Origin of the sequence: Roseibium aestuarii (assembly GCF_008477545.1) — a bacterium.
GTDB lineage: Bacteria > Pseudomonadota > Alphaproteobacteria > Rhizobiales > Stappiaceae > Roseibium > Roseibium aestuarii.
Genome location: NZ_VORA01000004.1, coordinates 169,758 through 184,916, shown reverse-complemented (window position 1 = coordinate 184,916; position 15,159 = coordinate 169,758). Strand labels below are relative to the sequence as shown.

The 15,159-nt window shown below is 63.6% G+C and carries 14 protein-coding genes; 7 read left to right on the top strand and 7 right to left on the bottom strand.

The genetic code is table 11. From position 1 onward, the window contains the following. Positions 1-4 precede the first annotated feature (4 nt). Entirely contained in the window at positions 5-457 is a 453-nt protein-coding gene (locus tag FR728_RS15230) for a c-type cytochrome (protein ID WP_149893584.1), read from the bottom strand. A 222-nt stretch (positions 458-679) separates the two neighbouring features. On the opposite strand from FR728_RS15230, the gene FR728_RS15225 reads away from it, so the two are divergent. Next, entirely contained in the window at positions 680-892 is a 213-nt protein-coding gene (locus tag FR728_RS15225; protein ID WP_208998851.1) for a hypothetical protein, read from the top strand. Between the two features lie 13 nt (positions 893-905). Here the strand turns inward: FR728_RS15225 and FR728_RS15220 are convergent, their stop codons facing one another. Next, complete coding sequence (locus tag FR728_RS15220) at positions 906-1,601, bottom strand: Crp/Fnr family transcriptional regulator (protein WP_149893582.1); 696 nt, start codon at positions 1,599-1,601, stop codon at positions 906-908. Positions 1,602-1,700: 99 nt separating this feature from the next. Here FR728_RS15220 and FR728_RS15215 point away from each other — a divergent pair, with 99 nt between their 5' ends. Further along, positions 1,701-2,129 carry a pseudoazurin gene (locus FR728_RS15215; protein ID WP_149893581.1) on the top strand — a complete coding sequence of 143 codons (429 nt, stop codon included), beginning with the start codon at positions 1,701-1,703 and terminating at the stop codon, positions 2,127-2,129. 139 nt (positions 2,130-2,268) lie between these two features. On the opposite strand, the gene FR728_RS15210 is transcribed toward FR728_RS15215, so the two are convergent. Both FR728_RS15210 and nirK read right to left on the bottom strand, forming a co-directional pair. Beyond that, complete coding sequence (locus FR728_RS15210) at positions 2,269-3,120, bottom strand: SUMF1/EgtB/PvdO family nonheme iron enzyme (RefSeq protein ID WP_208998850.1); 852 nt, start codon at positions 3,118-3,120, stop codon at positions 2,269-2,271. Positions 3,121-3,219: 99 nt separating this feature from the next. Next, positions 3,220-4,368: a copper-containing nitrite reductase gene (gene nirK / locus FR728_RS15205; RefSeq protein ID WP_149893580.1), complete on the bottom strand. Its 1,149-nt coding sequence runs from the start codon at positions 4,366-4,368 to the stop codon at positions 3,220-3,222. Between the two features lie 269 nt (positions 4,369-4,637). Here nirK and FR728_RS15200 point away from each other — a divergent pair, with 269 nt between their 5' ends. The 5 genes from FR728_RS15200 to FR728_RS15180 all read left to right on the top strand — a co-directional run bounded on the left by FR728_RS15200 (position 4,638) and on the right by FR728_RS15180 (position 12,285). Then, complete coding sequence (locus tag FR728_RS15200) at positions 4,638-5,813, top strand: NnrS family protein (protein WP_149893579.1); 1,176 nt, start codon at positions 4,638-4,640, stop codon at positions 5,811-5,813. 433 nt (positions 5,814-6,246) lie between these two features. After that, complete coding sequence (locus FR728_RS15195; protein WP_149893578.1) at positions 6,247-9,747, top strand: response regulator; 3,501 nt, start codon at positions 6,247-6,249, stop codon at positions 9,745-9,747. After that, positions 9,747-10,589: a CheR family methyltransferase gene (locus tag FR728_RS15190; RefSeq protein WP_149893577.1), complete on the top strand. Its 843-nt coding sequence runs from the start codon at positions 9,747-9,749 to the stop codon at positions 10,587-10,589. Before FR728_RS15195 ends, FR728_RS15190 begins: the two co-directional genes overlap by 1 nt. Continuing rightward, positions 10,577-11,149 carry a chemotaxis protein CheB gene (locus tag FR728_RS15185; protein ID WP_149893576.1) on the top strand — a complete coding sequence of 191 codons (573 nt, stop codon included), beginning with the start codon at positions 10,577-10,579 and terminating at the stop codon, positions 11,147-11,149. Before FR728_RS15190 ends, FR728_RS15185 begins: the two co-directional genes overlap by 13 nt. Continuing rightward, a complete protein-coding gene (locus FR728_RS15180; RefSeq protein ID WP_149893575.1) occupies positions 11,146-12,285 on the top strand; it encodes a hybrid sensor histidine kinase/response regulator in 1,140 nt (379 codons plus the stop codon). The genes FR728_RS15185 and FR728_RS15180 overlap by 4 nt, the downstream gene beginning before the upstream one ends. 16 nt (positions 12,286-12,301) lie before the next feature. Here the strand turns inward: FR728_RS15180 and FR728_RS15175 are convergent, their stop codons facing one another. From FR728_RS15175 to FR728_RS15165, 3 genes are read right to left on the bottom strand one after another with little or no spacing between them, the layout of a single operon-like run. After that, positions 12,302-13,108 (bottom strand): ABC transporter permease, encoded by an 807-nt coding sequence (locus tag FR728_RS15175; protein WP_149893574.1) that lies wholly within the window; start codon positions 13,106-13,108, stop codon positions 12,302-12,304. Then, on the bottom strand, positions 13,105-13,944 hold the full coding sequence (locus FR728_RS15170) for an ABC transporter permease (RefSeq protein ID WP_149893573.1): 840 nt from the start codon (positions 13,942-13,944) through the stop codon (positions 13,105-13,107). The genes FR728_RS15175 and FR728_RS15170 overlap by 4 nt, the downstream gene beginning before the upstream one ends. A 53-nt stretch (positions 13,945-13,997) precedes the next feature. Further along, positions 13,998-15,137, bottom strand: a complete 1,140-nt coding sequence (locus FR728_RS15165) for an extracellular solute-binding protein (protein ID WP_208998849.1) — start codon at positions 15,135-15,137, stop codon at positions 13,998-14,000. Between the last annotated feature and the right edge of the window lie 22 nt (positions 15,138-15,159).

Below are 15,159 nucleotides of genomic sequence, written 5' to 3'. Positions count from 1 at the left end.
TCCCTCAGCCCGCGTCATTCGGCGGCCAGTCCTGGGTATCGGTGTGATCCGCCCAGCGCAGGAACTCGGCCAGGCCGCGCATTTCCTCGTCCGTGATGTCGAAGGAGGGCATCTGGCGACGGCCTTCGATGCCTGAGGGCTGCGCCTTCATCCAGGCGTCGAGGGTTTCGTAGGCGCCCTGCGGATCGTCATAGACGCCCCAGCGGGTCATCACGTTGCCCAGCTCGGGCGCGAAATACGCCCCCTCGCCATGCAGCGTGTGGCAGTTGATGCAGCTGTGTCGCTCCCAGACCTCCTTGCCGAGCTTCACCTCGTCGGTGAGCGGCAGATCGGACGTCGAGGTCGACACGACGTAGTTGTGACTTTGGATTGTGAGGACCACGAACACCGCCACGAAGAAGAGAGATCCCCCGTAGAAAACGTTCCTGGCCCGCGACTTTGTTAGGATCTCTGACATGAGCCGGTCCCATCTTGAGTTGCGGACCGGCAAAACCTAGGGGCTTGCGTTGCGTCAGATGTTGTTCAAGCACAAAGACCGCAGCGATTTGTCATGGGAAGGATGGGCGGCAGGAGGGGAGAAAACCGGAGACCCGCAGAACGGGTCCGTACCCATGAGGTTGAGCGCATGTTCCCATCCCCGACCCCAGAGCCTTGCGCAGGCTGTATCGACGATCCGGCGATGACGCTGGCGTGCCTCTTTGCCCGCTGGCCGGAGACACCGGGCGTCTTCATCCGCCGCCAGATGCTGTGCTACGGCTGTCCCGTGGCCCGGTTCCACACCGTGCTGGATGCCGTGGCGGAGTATGGTCTGGAAGAAGCCGAATTCCGTGCCGAGTTGCGCATGGCCGCAGAGCCGGGAGAGACCTTCTCCCGAACAGACCCGACGGGATGACCGCCGCTCCGGTCTAGGCGATGGCGTCGCTCAACAGCACCAGCTGATGAGGCTGGGTGACGACAATGTGGCGGCGGGTGCTCGCGACGATGCCCTGTTTCTGCCAGGCGCTCAGCAGGCGGCTGACCGTATGCAGGGTCGTGCCCGTCATCTCCGAGATGTTCTGGCGCGTGACCGGGAACGCAATCTCGATGCCCTGGTCCGTCTTGCGGCCCGACTGGTTCACCATGCGCAAGAGTGCAGAGGCGAGGCGTTGCTCGACGGCCTTGGTGGCCAGTTCGACCACCTGATCATGAAGCCCCTGCATGCGCTCGCCGACGACCTTGTAGGTCTCGGTCGCGAAGCCTTCGTATTTCTCCGCGAACTCGTGCCAGTGTCGGCGTGGCCAGCACAGGGAGATGCTTTCGACCGCCGCCGTCGCGGTGGCCGGATAGGTGTCGCGGCCAAGAGCCGGAGCAATCCCGAAGAGCTGACCGGAAGCGATGTGCAGCACGATGATCTGATCTCCGGCGGGCGTGTTGCGGGTCACGCGAATGTAGCCATCAAGCAGAAGGAAGAAGCGATCCGCAGCGAGGCCCTCCTCGAAGATGGTCTCGCCCTCCTCGTAACGCCGGACCGTCGCCAGATCCAGGATCTCGCGGATCTGGCTGCGCTCCAGCTTCCGGAATGGGGGAATGCCCGTGAGAAGGCTCTCGTCGATTCTGCTCATAACCCCACCCGAGTTTGCTTTTGCTCAAAGAGCGCAGAGCTTTCTTACCGCATAACCGTTCGCGAAGACAAACACTGGCATTTCAGAAAGGAACATCAGATGTTTAAGCGTACGTGCCTGGCAGTTGCCGCCCTTTGCCTCCTCAGCGGCGGCGCCTTCGCCGAAACCTTCGAAGTGAAGATGCTCAACAAGGGCGAATCCGGATCGATGGTGTTCGAACCCAGCTTCATCGCTGCGCAGCCGGGTGACACGATCCACTTTGTCGCGACCGACAAGGGCCACAATGTGGAAAGCATCAAGGACATGATCCCGGAAGGGGTCGAGGCCTTCAAGAGCAAGATGAACAAGGACTTCGAGCTGGTGGTCGAGAAGGTGGGTGCCTATGGCGTGAAGTGCACGCCGCACTACGGCATGGGCATGGTTGCGCTGATCAAGGTCGGTGATGCGGACCTGGAAGCCGCAAAGGCCGTCAAGCAGACCGGAAAGGCCAAGGCCCGTTTCGAAGAGATCTTCGCCAAGGCCAACTGATCTCGCGCAGACTTTTTGCGAACAGGGAAGCGGCTTCGGAGACGGAGCCGCTTCTTTCGTTGTCACGCTGCTGTTGGCGAACACATAAGGCCGGCCGGCAGACGATGGCACCGGCGGCAGGTCGATCAGAGATGCGAAATCACTCGTCGCGCACGAGGCGGAAGCCGACGAAGTCCGGTGGCACGCCCGCCGCACAGCCTCCGACCTTGGGATTGCGGACAAGATCCACCACAACGGCGCGATGGCGCCCCTCCGCGATGTGAGCACCGCAGAAGCTCGTGTCTCCGAGCTTCGTTTCGCGATCTGCGGAGACGACCACGCTTTCCACGCAGCTGGAGGTCCATTCCCAGACATTGCCGCCCAGATCCATCAGCCCTGCGGAATTCGCCCCGAAGGCCCCGAGAGGCTGAGGGCCGGTCACCATATCCTGTCGGCTTTCGACATTCCGGCGATAGGCTGCAAGCCAGCGCTGCGCCGGATCGAGGCCCTGGTCCACATCGAGGGCGTCATCGACAAACCGCTCCACGGCGGCGCGCTGCCACTCGACATCATCGGGCAGGCGCCAGACGATGCCCGTCTGGCGCGAGTACCAGTCGGCGAAATCCCTCGCGTCGTACCAGTTCACACCTGTCTGCGGCAGGCGTCCCTGCGGGTCGTCTTCAGAGTAAGGAGACGTCGGGGCCGGCATCCCCTCGGCCGCCGTGCAGGCCGACGCCAGCACACAGCGGGCATACTGGGCCCGGCTGACCTGAAAACGCATGATCTGAAGCGGCTTTTCCGCCCGCACCCTTTCCAGCGGCGGGTCGATCAGCTTGCCGTAGAGCCGGTATTTCGCTGCAGGACGGTAGGCGAACTCTCCTGCCGGGATGGTCACGGTCTCCGCAAGAGGCTCGCTGGTCGGCCGGGACAACCGGGGCGCGGCAATGATGGCCATCGAACCGGCAGACAGCGCCAGGAGCGCGAAGACTTCCAGGGCAACTTTTCTTCTCATCACCAGTCCTCCTCACATTCGAGCGGGCCCTTGATGCGAAGGGGGAAGGCGTGCGAGCGCCTCCCCCCTTCCTGTCGTTTCGCAACCTTACGCCTTGCCTCACGGCAGGGCGGTCTTGCCTTCGTGGGCGGCGTCGAAGGCTACGGGCGCGGTCACCTGTTCCATCAGGTCATTGTTCCACTTGCCCTCCACCAGCACGTGGGCGGTGGCGCCGAGGTTCACGGCCTCGATGAGGTTGTGATTGACGTAGGCATAGACACCCGGCTGCAGGAACTCGTAGAGCGCCGCACCGGCCGAACCGCCGCGAATGAACCAGGTTTCCATGTCGCGCACCGGCGGGTTGTTGAACTTGCCGTGTTCCCAGACAAGGTCGCCGTGGCCACCGATCAGATGCGGACGGCTGTCCCGATTGGCCTGGCTATGCACGAAGAGGACCTTTTCGCCCTGATTGGCCTTGAGGGCGTTGTCGCCGGTCAGGGCGCCGACCTTGCCGTTGAAGACCACGTGGCTCGGAATGAGTCCGTTCATGACTTCGAGCGTGTCGGCATAACTGTCGCCCGGATCCTCGAAGCGCTTGTAATTGCCGTCTTCGTCCTTCGGCACGTAGAAGTCGTTCTCGCCGATGTAGAAGACCCGGTCGTAGCGCACCGGATTGCCTTCCGGGTCGCGCAGCCCGTTGCGCGGCAGGATCATGATGCAGCCGGACATGCCGGACACCACGTGCCAGGGGATCATCGGGCCGCCGGGAGCGCAATGATAGACGAAGGTGCCGGGGCGGGTTGCCTTGAAGCGCAGCGTCGTCTTCTCACCCGGATTGACCAGGGTCAGCGACCCGCCACCGAGCGCGCCGGTGGCGGAGTGGAAGTCGATGTTGTGCTGCATCTGGTTCTCGTGACTGTTGTAGAGCGTCAGCTCCACATAGTCGCCCTCATGCACGATCATCATCGGACCGGGGACCGACCCATGGAAGGTCATCGCCTGAAGATAGGCATCGTCCGCGATCTGGATTTCCTTCTCGACGATCTTCATCTCGAATTCGACGATGCGCGGCTCTTCGGGGGCTTCCTGCTCATGCTCATGCACGAAGGGCGGCCGCACCAGCTTGTGCTTGACCCGCTTGAGCTTCGAAAGATCTGCGGGAGGGGCCATGGACGTGTCCATGATCTCTTCGGACTGGGCAGCCTTGATGACGAAGGGAACGGCGGCGAGACCGGCGGCTCCCATCAGTGTGGCTCTACGGGTAAGCATCTTGTGTCTCCTTTCGATTGAGACCTCTTGGAAGAGCGTCGAGGCGGACCATAGGCAGAGTTGCAGAGCCCAACGTTGCGCCAGAGCAAGGTTCGTGCTGGCAGCGGCGCGCGCTCCTGGCGACAGGTGCGAGACCTGAGTTTGTGCGGCGACAAGGACCGGACCGGGAGAGACGGGATAAGCCTTCCGGAGATGCCAGACCGATCCGTCGTGGAGCGACGGCCGATCGCCCTGGCGCGCGATCCTTCCTCCCAAGCCGGAGCCTCCCGATGCATGACCATGTCGCCCCCGAAGCCGTTCAGCCTCCGCTCTGGCTCTCGCTCGGCTTGCGGCCCTTCTTCTTCCTCGGCGCCCTTGCCATGGCCGGTTCGGTGCTGATCTGGATCCCGGTCCTTCTCGGGGGCGTGAACCTCCCGACCTTTTTCTCCCCGCGCGACTGGCACATCCACACCCTGCTGTTCGGCGGCGTTCCAGCGATCGTTGCGGGCTTTGCCCTGACGGCGGTGAGCAACTGGACCGGCCGTCCCCCGGTCTCCGGAACGCCCTTGCTCCTGCTGATCCTGGCTTGGTGCATCGGGCGGGTGGCGGTCTCCACCTCCGCCCTCATCGGCCCTGTTCTTGCCGTCCCGCTCGACCTGCTCTTCCCGCTCTCCCTGTCTCTCGTTTTCGGCCGGGAGGTGGTCAAGAGCGGAAACCTGAGGAACCTGCGGATCGTCGCCCTCGTGGCCCTGCTGGGCGCCTGCAACCTCGCATTTCATCTGGAAAGCCTGCTCACCGGCTCCGCCGACCATGCGACGCGCGCCGGTGTGTCGATCGTCCTGGTCATGATCATGGTGATCGGCGGGCGCATCATCCCTGCCTTCACCCGCAACTGGCTGAAACGGGAGGGCCATCTGCACCTTCCGCCGGACTTCGGCAAGGGGGATGCGGCGTCGCTTGTCGTCTCTCTGGCAGCGCTCGTTCTCTGGTCTGCGGTGGCTGGTTCGCCCGAGGTGCCCTTGGTCCTTGCGCTTGCCGGCGGCCTCAACATCTGGCGGCTGTCGCGCTGGTGCGGACTTCATACGACGCGCGAGCCGCTGCTTCTGATCCTCCACCTGGCCTTTGCCACCATTCCCTTCGGGTTCCTCGCGCTCGCCGTCTCGACGATGACGGATGCGATCCCTGCTGCTTCCGCCCTGCACATCTGGACCGCAGGCACGATCGGTCTGATGACCCTTGCCGTGATGACACGCGCCAGCCGCGGCCATTCAGGCCAGCCCCTGACGGCGGGACGTCTCGATATCGCGATCTTCTGCTGCATCGTACTTGGCACCATCGCCAGAGTGTTCGCACCGCTGGCGGACACGGGCATGATGCATGCCCTTCAGGCCGCTGCGGGACTTTGGGCCGGAGGCTACCTGCTCTTCGCCATCGGCTATTTCCCGGTGTTGTTCCGGACCCGATGACCAATCGGCCCCTTTGACGGCCGAAACCGATGGGGCCGCCCGGCCCAGAATGAAAAAAGTTCTCTTCCTCGGGAACCAAACCGCAACTCGCGAATTGGTTCGGAATTGGTCACAAATCCGCACCCGGGCGCGCCTCGGGAAGGAGAGGCAGACGGCATCAGGCTGAAGAGATGCCGGAGCGTTCGTGACCAGAGGAACAGGGGCGAGAGAACATGGCACGCGCGACATATATCGACCGGCATTTACGGCGAAGGGCTGCTCCGTCGTGGCAGGCTCCCATCAGGTTCTAGCGTCCAGCCCTCGTCCGCCGACCAGCCTCCTCGTGGTCGGCCTGACCGGATCCGGTTCCCTGAGCCGCCCCTCTCCTGCTCCCGCAACGCCCCCGAGCCCATGACCCGCGGCAGGGTGCCGATTTCTCCAGAATGTGAGCCCCATGCACCGGAAAAGCGCCGCAGTCACCGCGAAGGGCCGCCTTGGCCTTGAACCCACGGTCATCATCGGACTGGCCGTCGCAGTCCTCTTCTTCATCGTCAGCACGGTCGTCGCGGTGCACATCACCCGCCTCCTGCGCCAGAGCAACGAGGATGTGGTTCAGACCCATCGGGTGATCGTCGCCATCGACCTGCTGATGGCGGATGTCCAGGACGCGGAGACGGGACAGCGCGGATATCTGCTCACCGGTGATGACAGCTATCTGACGCCCTATTACCGGGCCGTCTCCCAGGTCCAGTCCCGGCTGGCACAGGTCGACGAACTGATACCGCTGCAAAGCGCTCAACGCCCGCGCTTCGACGAGCTTCGGGGCTACGTCGCCTCCAAGTTCCGCGAGATGGACAAGACCCTCGAGGTCTACAAGACCGAAGGTCAGGCCGCCGCCCTTGCGATCATCAACACCGATCGCGGCAGGGCAGACATGGACGCCGTCCGCCGGCTCATAGGTGAGCTTCGCGACGCCGAAACCAACGCGCGGTCCGAGCAGATCGCCGAGATGAACAGTGCCTATGCGGTGGCCTTCGTCACCAGCCTGCTGTCGGGGGGCCTGGGCATCGGCCTGACGCTCATTGTCGGCGCCATGCTGCGCAACGCCTCCATGGCGCGGCGACGGGAACAGTGGATGCAGGACGCACAGGTGGGTCTGGCCTCCGTCGTCATCGGCGAACAATCGACCCGTGAGGTGGGCGAGAACATCCTGCGCTTCCTCACGAGCTATCTCGGCGCGGTTGCCGGGGCGATCTATGTGGAGGACGAGGGCAAGTACAGCCTTGCCGCCGTCCACGGGGTTCCTGCGGACGCCAATCTGCCGGGCTATTTCGGACAGAGCGACAGCCTGTTCTCCCATGTGCTGCAGGATCACAGGCCGATTGCTGTGGGCGAAGTGCCGGATGGCTACATCACCTTCGGCTCCGGCCTCGGACAGCAGAAGCCACGCTATCTGACCCTTGCACCGGCGATTTCCGATGGGGAGGTCAAGGCCGTCTTCGAACTCGGCTTCCTGCTGCCGATTGGCGACCACGTGCTTTCACTTCTGGAACAGACATCGGGAACCATTGCCGCCGCCATCGGCTCTGCCGAGTTCCGCACCCAGTTGCAGAAGCTGCTGCGCGAGACCCAGCGCCAGGCCGAAGAGCTGCAGGTGCAGGGCGAGGAACTGCGCGTTTCCAACGAAGAGCTGGAAGAGCAGGGCCGTGCGCTGAAGGAATCCCAGGCGCGTCTGGAGCAGCAGCAGGTGGAGCTGGAACAGACCAACAGCCAGCTGGAAGAACAGACCCAGGAGCTGGAACGCCAGCGCGACGATCTGGAACGGGCGAATGATGCCATCGTCCAGAAGGCGCGCGAGGTGGAGCAGGCCAGCCGCTACAAATCGGACTTCCTGGCGAACATGTCCCACGAGCTGCGCACACCGCTCAATTCGTCGCTGATCCTCGCCAAGCTTCTGGCCGACAATCCGGACGAGAACCTGACGCCGGAACAGGTGAAATATGCCCAGACCATCCAGTCGTCGGGCAACGACCTGCTCAATCTCATCAACGACATCCTGGACCTGTCCAAGATCGAGGCCGGCCACGTGGAGATCCACCCGGAGCCGGTGTCGATCGAGCGCATGACCAGTTCGATCCGCCAGCTCTTCGATCCGCTGGCCGACACCAAGGGACTCTCCTTCTCGCTCGATGTGGCCGAGGATGTGGTGCCGGTGCTGGAAACCGATCCGCAGCGGCTGGAACAGGTGCTGAAGAACCTGATCGCCAATGCCATCAAGTTTACCGAAAAAGGCGGCGTGACCTTGAGTGTACGCCCCTTGAGCGACAACCAGATCGCCATGTCGGTGACGGACACCGGCATCGGCATTGCCGAAGAACAGCAACAGCGGATCTTCGAGGCCTTCCACCAGGCCGATGGCACGATCAGCCGCAAGTTCGGCGGCACGGGGCTCGGCCTGTCGATCTCGCGCGAGCTGGTCCGCCTGCTGGGCGGCACGCTCCATCTCAAGAGCACGCCGGGCAAGGGCAGCACGTTCACGGTCGTCCTGCCGCAGATCTTCACGCCCGGCGCCGTGCGCGTTCCGGCGCCCGATATCCAGACGCTGGCCGAGAGTGTCGGATCCGCTCCGGCGAGCCCCATGGGCCTCTCACTCGGCGACCCGCTCGGGACGGCGATCCCCCGACCGGCGTCCGCTCCGTCCCGGCCGGCCAGCGCGCCGCCCCGGTCCCTTGGGATCATCGAGGATGACCGGCACCTCACTGACGAGACCTCGCGCAAGCTGCTGATCATCGAGGACGACCAGTCCTTCGCCCTGATCCTGCGCGATCTTGCCCGGGAGCTGAATTTCCGCGCGATTGTCGCCGGCACGGCGCAGGAAGCGCTCGACCTTGCCCGCGAGCAGATGCCCAGCGCCATCGTGCTGGACGTGGGCCTGCCGGACCAGTCGGGGCTCTCGGTCCTCGACCGGCTGAAGCGGGACGTGCGCACCAGCCACATCCCGATCCACATCGTCTCGGCCGAGGATTATGCGGAGCGCGCCCTGTCGCTGGGCGCCGTCGGTTATGCCCTGAAGCCCGTGCAACGGGATCAGCTTGTCGACGTGCTGAAGTCGCTTGATGCCAAGATCTCTCAGAATGTCCGCCGCGTGCTGATCGTCGAGGACAACGAGGTCCAGCGCGACGCCATGAGCAAGCTCATCAGCTCCCATGACGTGGAAACCATCGGCGCGGGTACCGCCGCAGAATGCCTGTCGCTCCTGCGCGAGCAGACCTTCGACTGCATGGTGCTGGATCTGTCCCTGCCCGATGCCTCCGGCTATGCCCTGCTGGAGACCATCAGCGAGGACCACGCCCACTCCTTCCCGCCCGTCATCGTCTACACGGGCCGCGTGCTGACGGCGGAAGAGGAGCAGAAGCTGCGGCGCTACTCCAAGTCCATCATCATCAAGGGTGCCAAGTCGCCCGAGCGTCTGCTGGACGAAGTGACCCTCTTCCTGCACCAGGTGGTCTCCGAGCTGCCCGACGAGCAGCAGAAGATGATCCGCAAGGCGCGCAACCGCGATGCCCTGCTGGAAGGGCGCCGGATCCTGATCGTGGAAGACGACGTTCGCAACGTCTATGCGCTTACCAACATTCTCGAACCGCGCGGTGCCATCGTGGAGATTGCCCGCAACGGCGAGGAAGCGCTGCAAAAGCTGGAGGCTGTCCAGTCCGAGCCGGATCGCCGCATCGATCTGGTGCTGATGGACGTGATGATGCCGGTGATGGACGGCCTCACGGCCACCCGCCTGATCCGCAACAACCCGGCCTGGAAGAAGCTGCCCGTGATTACCCTGACCGCCAAGGCCATGCCCGATGACCAGCAGCGCTGCATCGAGGCCGGCGCCAATGACTACATGGCCAAGCCCCTCGACGTGGAGAAGCTCCTGTCGCTCGTGCGCGTGTGGATGCCCTGATGACCGGAACGTTCGAAAGGATCGAGGACGTCGAGATCCGGCTGCTGCTGGAAGCCCTCTATCACCGCTATCACTACGACTTCCGCAACTATGCCATGTCGTCCATCCGGCGGCGGCTGCGTCAGGCGCGGGAGGACTTTGGCCTGGCGACCATCACCGCCATCCAGGAAAAGGTGCTGCATGATCCCGACATGCTGCCCCAGCTGCTGCGCTATCTGACGGTCCAGGTCAGCGAGATGTTCCGCGACCCGAGCTACTTCCGGGCGATCCGGGAGAAGGTGGTGCCGCATCTGCGCACCTATCCCTCGCTCAAGGTCTGGATCGCCGGCTGCAGCACGGGCGAGGAACTCTATTCCTTCGTGATCCTGTTCCGGGAGGAAGGGCTCGAGGACCGGACGATCTTCTATGCGACGGACATCAGCCCGGAGGCCCTGACCCAGGCGGAAGCCGGGATCTATGACGTGGACCGGATGCGGCTCTTCACCGAGAACCATCGCAATGCGGGGGGCAAGACCTCGCTCTCGGACTATTATCACAGCGGCTACAACCAGTGCATTCTGGACAAGAGCCTGCGGCGGAACGTCGTCTTTTCCGACCACAGCCTGGTCACGGATCAGGTGTTCGGCGAAATGCATTTCGTCTCCTGCCGGAATGTGATGATCTATTTCGACAGGGCGCTGCAGGACCGGGCTATCGGGCTGTTTCGCGACGCCCTGCCGCGCAACGGCTTCCTCGGGCTCGGCGCGAAGGAAACCCTTCGCTTTTCCGAGCATGCGGACTCCTTCAGGGAGTTCGTGCGGGAGGAGAAGATCTATCAGAGGACAGAGAAATGTCCGACCTGACCCCGTCTGCCGTCATCATCGGAGCCTCTGCGGGAGCGCTTGATGCGCTGACCGAGATCCTTCCGGCGCTGCCGGCAGACTATCCCCTGCCCGTCTTCGTGGTGGTCCATGTGCCGCCGGACAAGCGCAGCGTTCTGGCCGATATCTTCGCCGCGCGCTGCGCCCTTCCCGTTATCGAGGCGGAGGACAAGGAGCCGGTGCAGTCGGGGGTCATCTATTTCGCCCCGCCGAACTATCACCTGCTTCTGGAAGATACAGGCAGCATCGCCCTGACGACTGAGGAAGAAGTCCTGTTCTCCCGTCCCTCCATCGACGTGGCCTTCGAGAGTGCGGCCGAGGCATGGGGCAGCAATCTCATCGGCGTGGTGCTCACCGGCGCCAATCACGACGGATCGAGAGGGCTCGCGACCATCCTGCGCGGCGGCGGCACCGCCCTGGTGCAGACCCCCGAGGGCGCCTATGCGCGCGCCATGCCCGAGGCTGCCATCGCGGCCTGCCCGCAAGCCAAGGTGCTGTCTCTGTCCGGGATCACCGATTACCTGTTGAGTGCTCCGCGATGACAACACCGGTCAAATTCCTTCTTGTCGACGACCTGGCAGAGAACCTGCTCTCGCTGGAGGCGCTGCTGCGCCGCGATGACCTGGAGCTTCTCAAGGCGCGGTCCGGCGACGAAGCGCTGGAGCTGCTCCTGCATCATGACGTGGCACTGGCCCTGATCGACGTGCAGATGCCGGGGCTCAACGGGTTCGAGCTGGCGGAACTGATGCGCGGCAACGAGCGCACCCGCCGGATCCCCATCATCTTCGTCACCGCCGGCAGCCACAGTTCGGAGCGGCGGTTCCAGGGCTACGAGGCGGGCGCCGTGGACTTCATCCAGAAGCCCATAGAGCCGGACATCCTGCGCAGCAAGGCCGAGGTCTTCTTCGAGATCTACCGCCAGCGCCAGCTGATTGCCGAGCAGCGCGACGCGCTTCAGGCGCTCACCGAAGAGCTGAAGATCGCCGACCGGCGCAAGGACGAGTTCCTGGCGGTTCTGGCGCACGAGCTGCGCAACCCGCTCGCCGCCCTGCAGGGGGGCATGAAGCTGTTGCTGCGCAAGCCCGATGGACCGGACGCACCGACCATCGCCGACCTCATGCGTTACCAGATGTCCCACATCGTGCATCTGGTGGACGATCTTCTGGACATTTCCCGCATCACCAAGGGCAAGATCACCCTGCGGCGCGCCCGGTTCGACCTGCGCGACGCGGTGAATGCGGCCATCGAGATGACGCGCCCGATCATCGACAGCAAGGGCCATGTGCTCACGGTGAACCTGCCGGACCGGCCGGCCGAGCTTGTGGCCGATCAGGTGCGCATCACCCAGTGCATCGCCAACCTGCTGAACAACTCCGCCAAATACACTCCCGATAGCGGACACATCGACCTGACCGTGACCGTGAGCGAGCAGCGGCTGCAAATCACCGTGGTCGACAACGGACTTGGCCTGACGCCGGAATCCTCCAGTGCCGTGTTCCGCATGTTCGAGCAGGTGGAAGGCCATCTGATCCACGCCCGTGGCGGGCTGGGCATCGGGCTGGCGCTGGTCAAGCAGCTGGTGGAGCTGCATGACGGACGGATCACCGTGGACAGCGAAGGTCCCAGCCGCGGCTGCACCTTCACCATCACCCTGCCCCGCACCTTCGACGAGAGCTAGGCGCGGACGCCACCCGCTAGTGGCCGACCTTGGCCAGAACATCCGCCTTGAGGAACCGTTCGATCACCAGCATGAAGCCGATCGAGGGAACCAGAAGCAGAAGTGCCGTGATCGAGGCGATCTGGTAGTTGCCCTCCATAGCCGCCGTGAAGAGCAGCAACGGCATGGTGGTGATGTCGGGAACGCCCACGAAATAGGTGCCCGTGAACTCGTCGAGGGAGATGAGGAATACGAAGATGGCGCTGGCCATGACACCGGGCAATGCGAGAGGCAATGTCACCGTGCGGAACACCGTGAATGGTGTCGCTCCCATGTTCGATGCAGCCTCTTCGAGCTGGGGATCGACCGCTGCGAAGGCCGCGGCAGCGATCCAGACCGAGAAGACCATTCCCTGCAGCGCGTGCACGAGAACGACGCCGAGGAATGTGCCATTGAGGCCGAGAGTGTAGAAGATCCGCGCGATGTTCATGTGAACCGCAAGCGACGGGAACGCCTGCGGCAGCAGGAAGACCAGCAGGAAGAGAACACGCAGCGGCAGGCGTCCGCGCCCCAGGGCAAGGCCTGCCGGAATGGCGATCGCAAGAGACACGGCCACGGTCATCATCGCGATGACCACCGAATTGAGCAGCGACGCAAAGGCATTGCCCTGCGGCCGGAAGACACGCTCCCAGAACGAGAAGCCGAAGGCCTGCGGCAGCTTTGCCGGAAAATACCATTGCTCGGTGAAGGCCCAGAGCAGGATGTTCGAGATCGGGCCGAAGATCGCCGAAGCCAGAAGAGCAAGGGCCAGGCCGACGAGGCCGGAGCGCAGGAGTGAGGTCATCGGGCATGTGCTCCGCGTTCGCGCAGTTCCTTGCGCAGGTAGACCCACGTCACGCAGGCGGTCATGAGATAGGCGATGAAGCCAAGGGCATTGGCCACGCCATAATCGCCATAGGCATTGATCCGCCAGGCCATGTCGACCGTCAGCATGGTCGGCTGCTGGGCGTTGATCATCATCGGCACCGAAAGCACCGACATCATGGTCACATAGCTGAGGATGAGCCCCACCATGAGGGTCTGGGCGACCTGCGGGACCACGATGCCGAAGAGAATGCGCCCGCGCCGGGCGCCAAGATTCTGAGCGGCCTCGATCATGGATCGGTCAAGGGACGCCATCGCGCCGGCGACCAAGAGCGTGACGAAGGGTGTCTGTTTCCAGACAAATGTGATCACAATTCCGCGCCAGTCGAGAAAGCTCGCGGTCTGGAACGGGGTCAGCAGGCCCAGTTCGACCAGGGCGTTGTTCATCATGCCGTTCTTGGCAAGGAAGGTCCGCATCACCTGCGCGGCGACAACGAAGGGAATGAAGAGCGGCCAGCGATAAAGCCAGCGCAAGAGGGCCACGGCCCAAGGGATGCGGCCGAGGGTCAAATAGCCGGCGATCGCGATGGAAAAGATCCCGATCAGGACCGTCGACAGGGTAACGATGACCAGGGAAAACAGGATGTCGGCGGAGTAGAACTCCCAAGCCTTGGCGAAGTTGCCAAGCCCCCAGCGGTCAGCCTCTTCCTCGCGGAAGGCCCAGATGAGGGAATAGCCGAGAGGCAGGAGGAACAGGGTTGCCATCAGGGCCAATGCAGGCCCGACGAGCACCAGGGAAGCCTTGCGTGAAATCATCGTCAGTGTCCGGAAGAGGATCGCGGGGCGATTGCCGCCCCGCGGCCCGGGCCTCAGTTGGAGACCTTGGTTTCGTACTGTTCCAGCAGGTCGGAGAAATAGGCTCCGAGCGGGAAGGGCTTGGCCTTGGCGGCCAGATCTTCCGGCGACACGTCGGTGAAGAGCTTGTCCCAGGATGCCTGATCGAGAATGCCCTCGAGGTGCTTGGCGTCGATGCCCGGGTACCAGTTGAACTTCTTCACGATGCCCTCGGCCTGGACTTCCGGGGACGTCGCCAGTTCGATGAACTTGCGGGCGGCTTCGGCATGGGCGGCCTTGGCGGGGATCGCGTAGTAGTAGGGCTGGCCCGGCATGCCCGGTTCCGGCAGCATGAGCTTCAGGTTCGGGTTCAGGCGGCCATCGGCCTGCCAGGTGTAGAACATGTCGACCCAGACCGGACCCATGACGATTTCGCCTCGGTTCAGCATGTCCAGGGTGCCGGCATTGCCCGGGGTGAAGGTGACGGTCTGGTTGAAGGCCTTGAGGTCGGCGAAGGCCTGATCCCAGCCGGCTTCGTCGGCCTTGTCATAGGGACCGTCGATCAGCTTGGCGGCGTCGCCACCGAAGGCGTAGATCCAGGCAGTGGCGAAAGCGACGCCGGACATGCCGTTCTTGATGCCGTTATAGCCGAAGGCGCCCGGATGGGCAGAGGCCCAAGCCTTGATCTCCTCAAGGCTCTGCGGCACCTGCTCGACCATGTCCGGGTTGTAGGCAATCGCCGTCTGGGACGAGAACATCGGCATGACGAAGCCATCGACGTCGGTGCCCAGAGCCTTGCGGGAGACGTCGGAGGTGACCATGTCACCGGTCTTGATGTCGGAGCGGTACTTCTGCAGCAGGCCGGCCTCGACCATTTCCGCGGTCTTGAGCTGGTTGACGACGATCACGTCGGTATCCCAGACATCCTGATCCTTCTGGGCGCTCAGCTTTTCCAGAATGGCCTGGCTGCCGGCGTCGCCGGGGCCGGTACCCACGGCCTGGACGGTCCAGCCCGGGTTATGCTCGGTGAAGAGCGGGCCCAGATAGTCGGTCACGTAGTCGACCATGTTCTGGCTGCCGCCGGTGGCGACATAAAGGGTCTCGGCATGCGCCGCGCCGGTGGTGACCAGCGCCATCGCGACCGAGGCGAAAAGCTTTGCAATTTTAGGTGCCATGGTGTTTCTCCGAAGAGTTCAG

What these genes read in the sequence shown, in the direction of transcription:
- FR728_RS15230 (WP_149893584.1), bottom strand. Translation starts at nt 457, where the DNA reads ATGTCAGAGATCCTAACAAAGTCGCGGGCCAGGAACGTTTTCTACGGG.
- FR728_RS15225 (WP_208998851.1), top strand. Translation starts at nt 680, where the DNA reads ATGACGCTGGCGTGCCTCTTTGCCCGCTGGCCGGAGACACCGGGCGTC.
- FR728_RS15220 (WP_149893582.1), bottom strand. Translation starts at nt 1,601, where the DNA reads ATGAGCAGAATCGACGAGAGCCTTCTCACGGGCATTCCCCCATTCCGG.
- FR728_RS15215 (WP_149893581.1), top strand. Translation starts at nt 1,701, where the DNA reads ATGTTTAAGCGTACGTGCCTGGCAGTTGCCGCCCTTTGCCTCCTCAGC.
- FR728_RS15210 (WP_208998850.1), bottom strand. Translation starts at nt 3,120, where the DNA reads ATGAGAAGAAAAGTTGCCCTGGAAGTCTTCGCGCTCCTGGCGCTGTCT.
- nirK (WP_149893580.1), bottom strand. Translation starts at nt 4,368, where the DNA reads ATGCTTACCCGTAGAGCCACACTGATGGGAGCCGCCGGTCTCGCCGCC.
- FR728_RS15200 (WP_149893579.1), top strand. Translation starts at nt 4,638, where the DNA reads ATGCATGACCATGTCGCCCCCGAAGCCGTTCAGCCTCCGCTCTGGCTC.
- FR728_RS15195 (WP_149893578.1), top strand. Translation starts at nt 6,247, where the DNA reads ATGCACCGGAAAAGCGCCGCAGTCACCGCGAAGGGCCGCCTTGGCCTT.
- FR728_RS15190 (WP_149893577.1), top strand. Translation starts at nt 9,747, where the DNA reads ATGACCGGAACGTTCGAAAGGATCGAGGACGTCGAGATCCGGCTGCTG.
- FR728_RS15185 (WP_149893576.1), top strand. Translation starts at nt 10,577, where the DNA reads ATGTCCGACCTGACCCCGTCTGCCGTCATCATCGGAGCCTCTGCGGGA.
- FR728_RS15180 (WP_149893575.1), top strand. Translation starts at nt 11,146, where the DNA reads ATGACAACACCGGTCAAATTCCTTCTTGTCGACGACCTGGCAGAGAAC.
- FR728_RS15175 (WP_149893574.1), bottom strand. Translation starts at nt 13,108, where the DNA reads ATGACCTCACTCCTGCGCTCCGGCCTCGTCGGCCTGGCCCTTGCTCTT.
- FR728_RS15170 (WP_149893573.1), bottom strand. Translation starts at nt 13,944, where the DNA reads ATGATTTCACGCAAGGCTTCCCTGGTGCTCGTCGGGCCTGCATTGGCC.
- FR728_RS15165 (WP_208998849.1), bottom strand. Translation starts at nt 15,137, where the DNA reads ATGGCACCTAAAATTGCAAAGCTTTTCGCCTCGGTCGCGATGGCGCTG.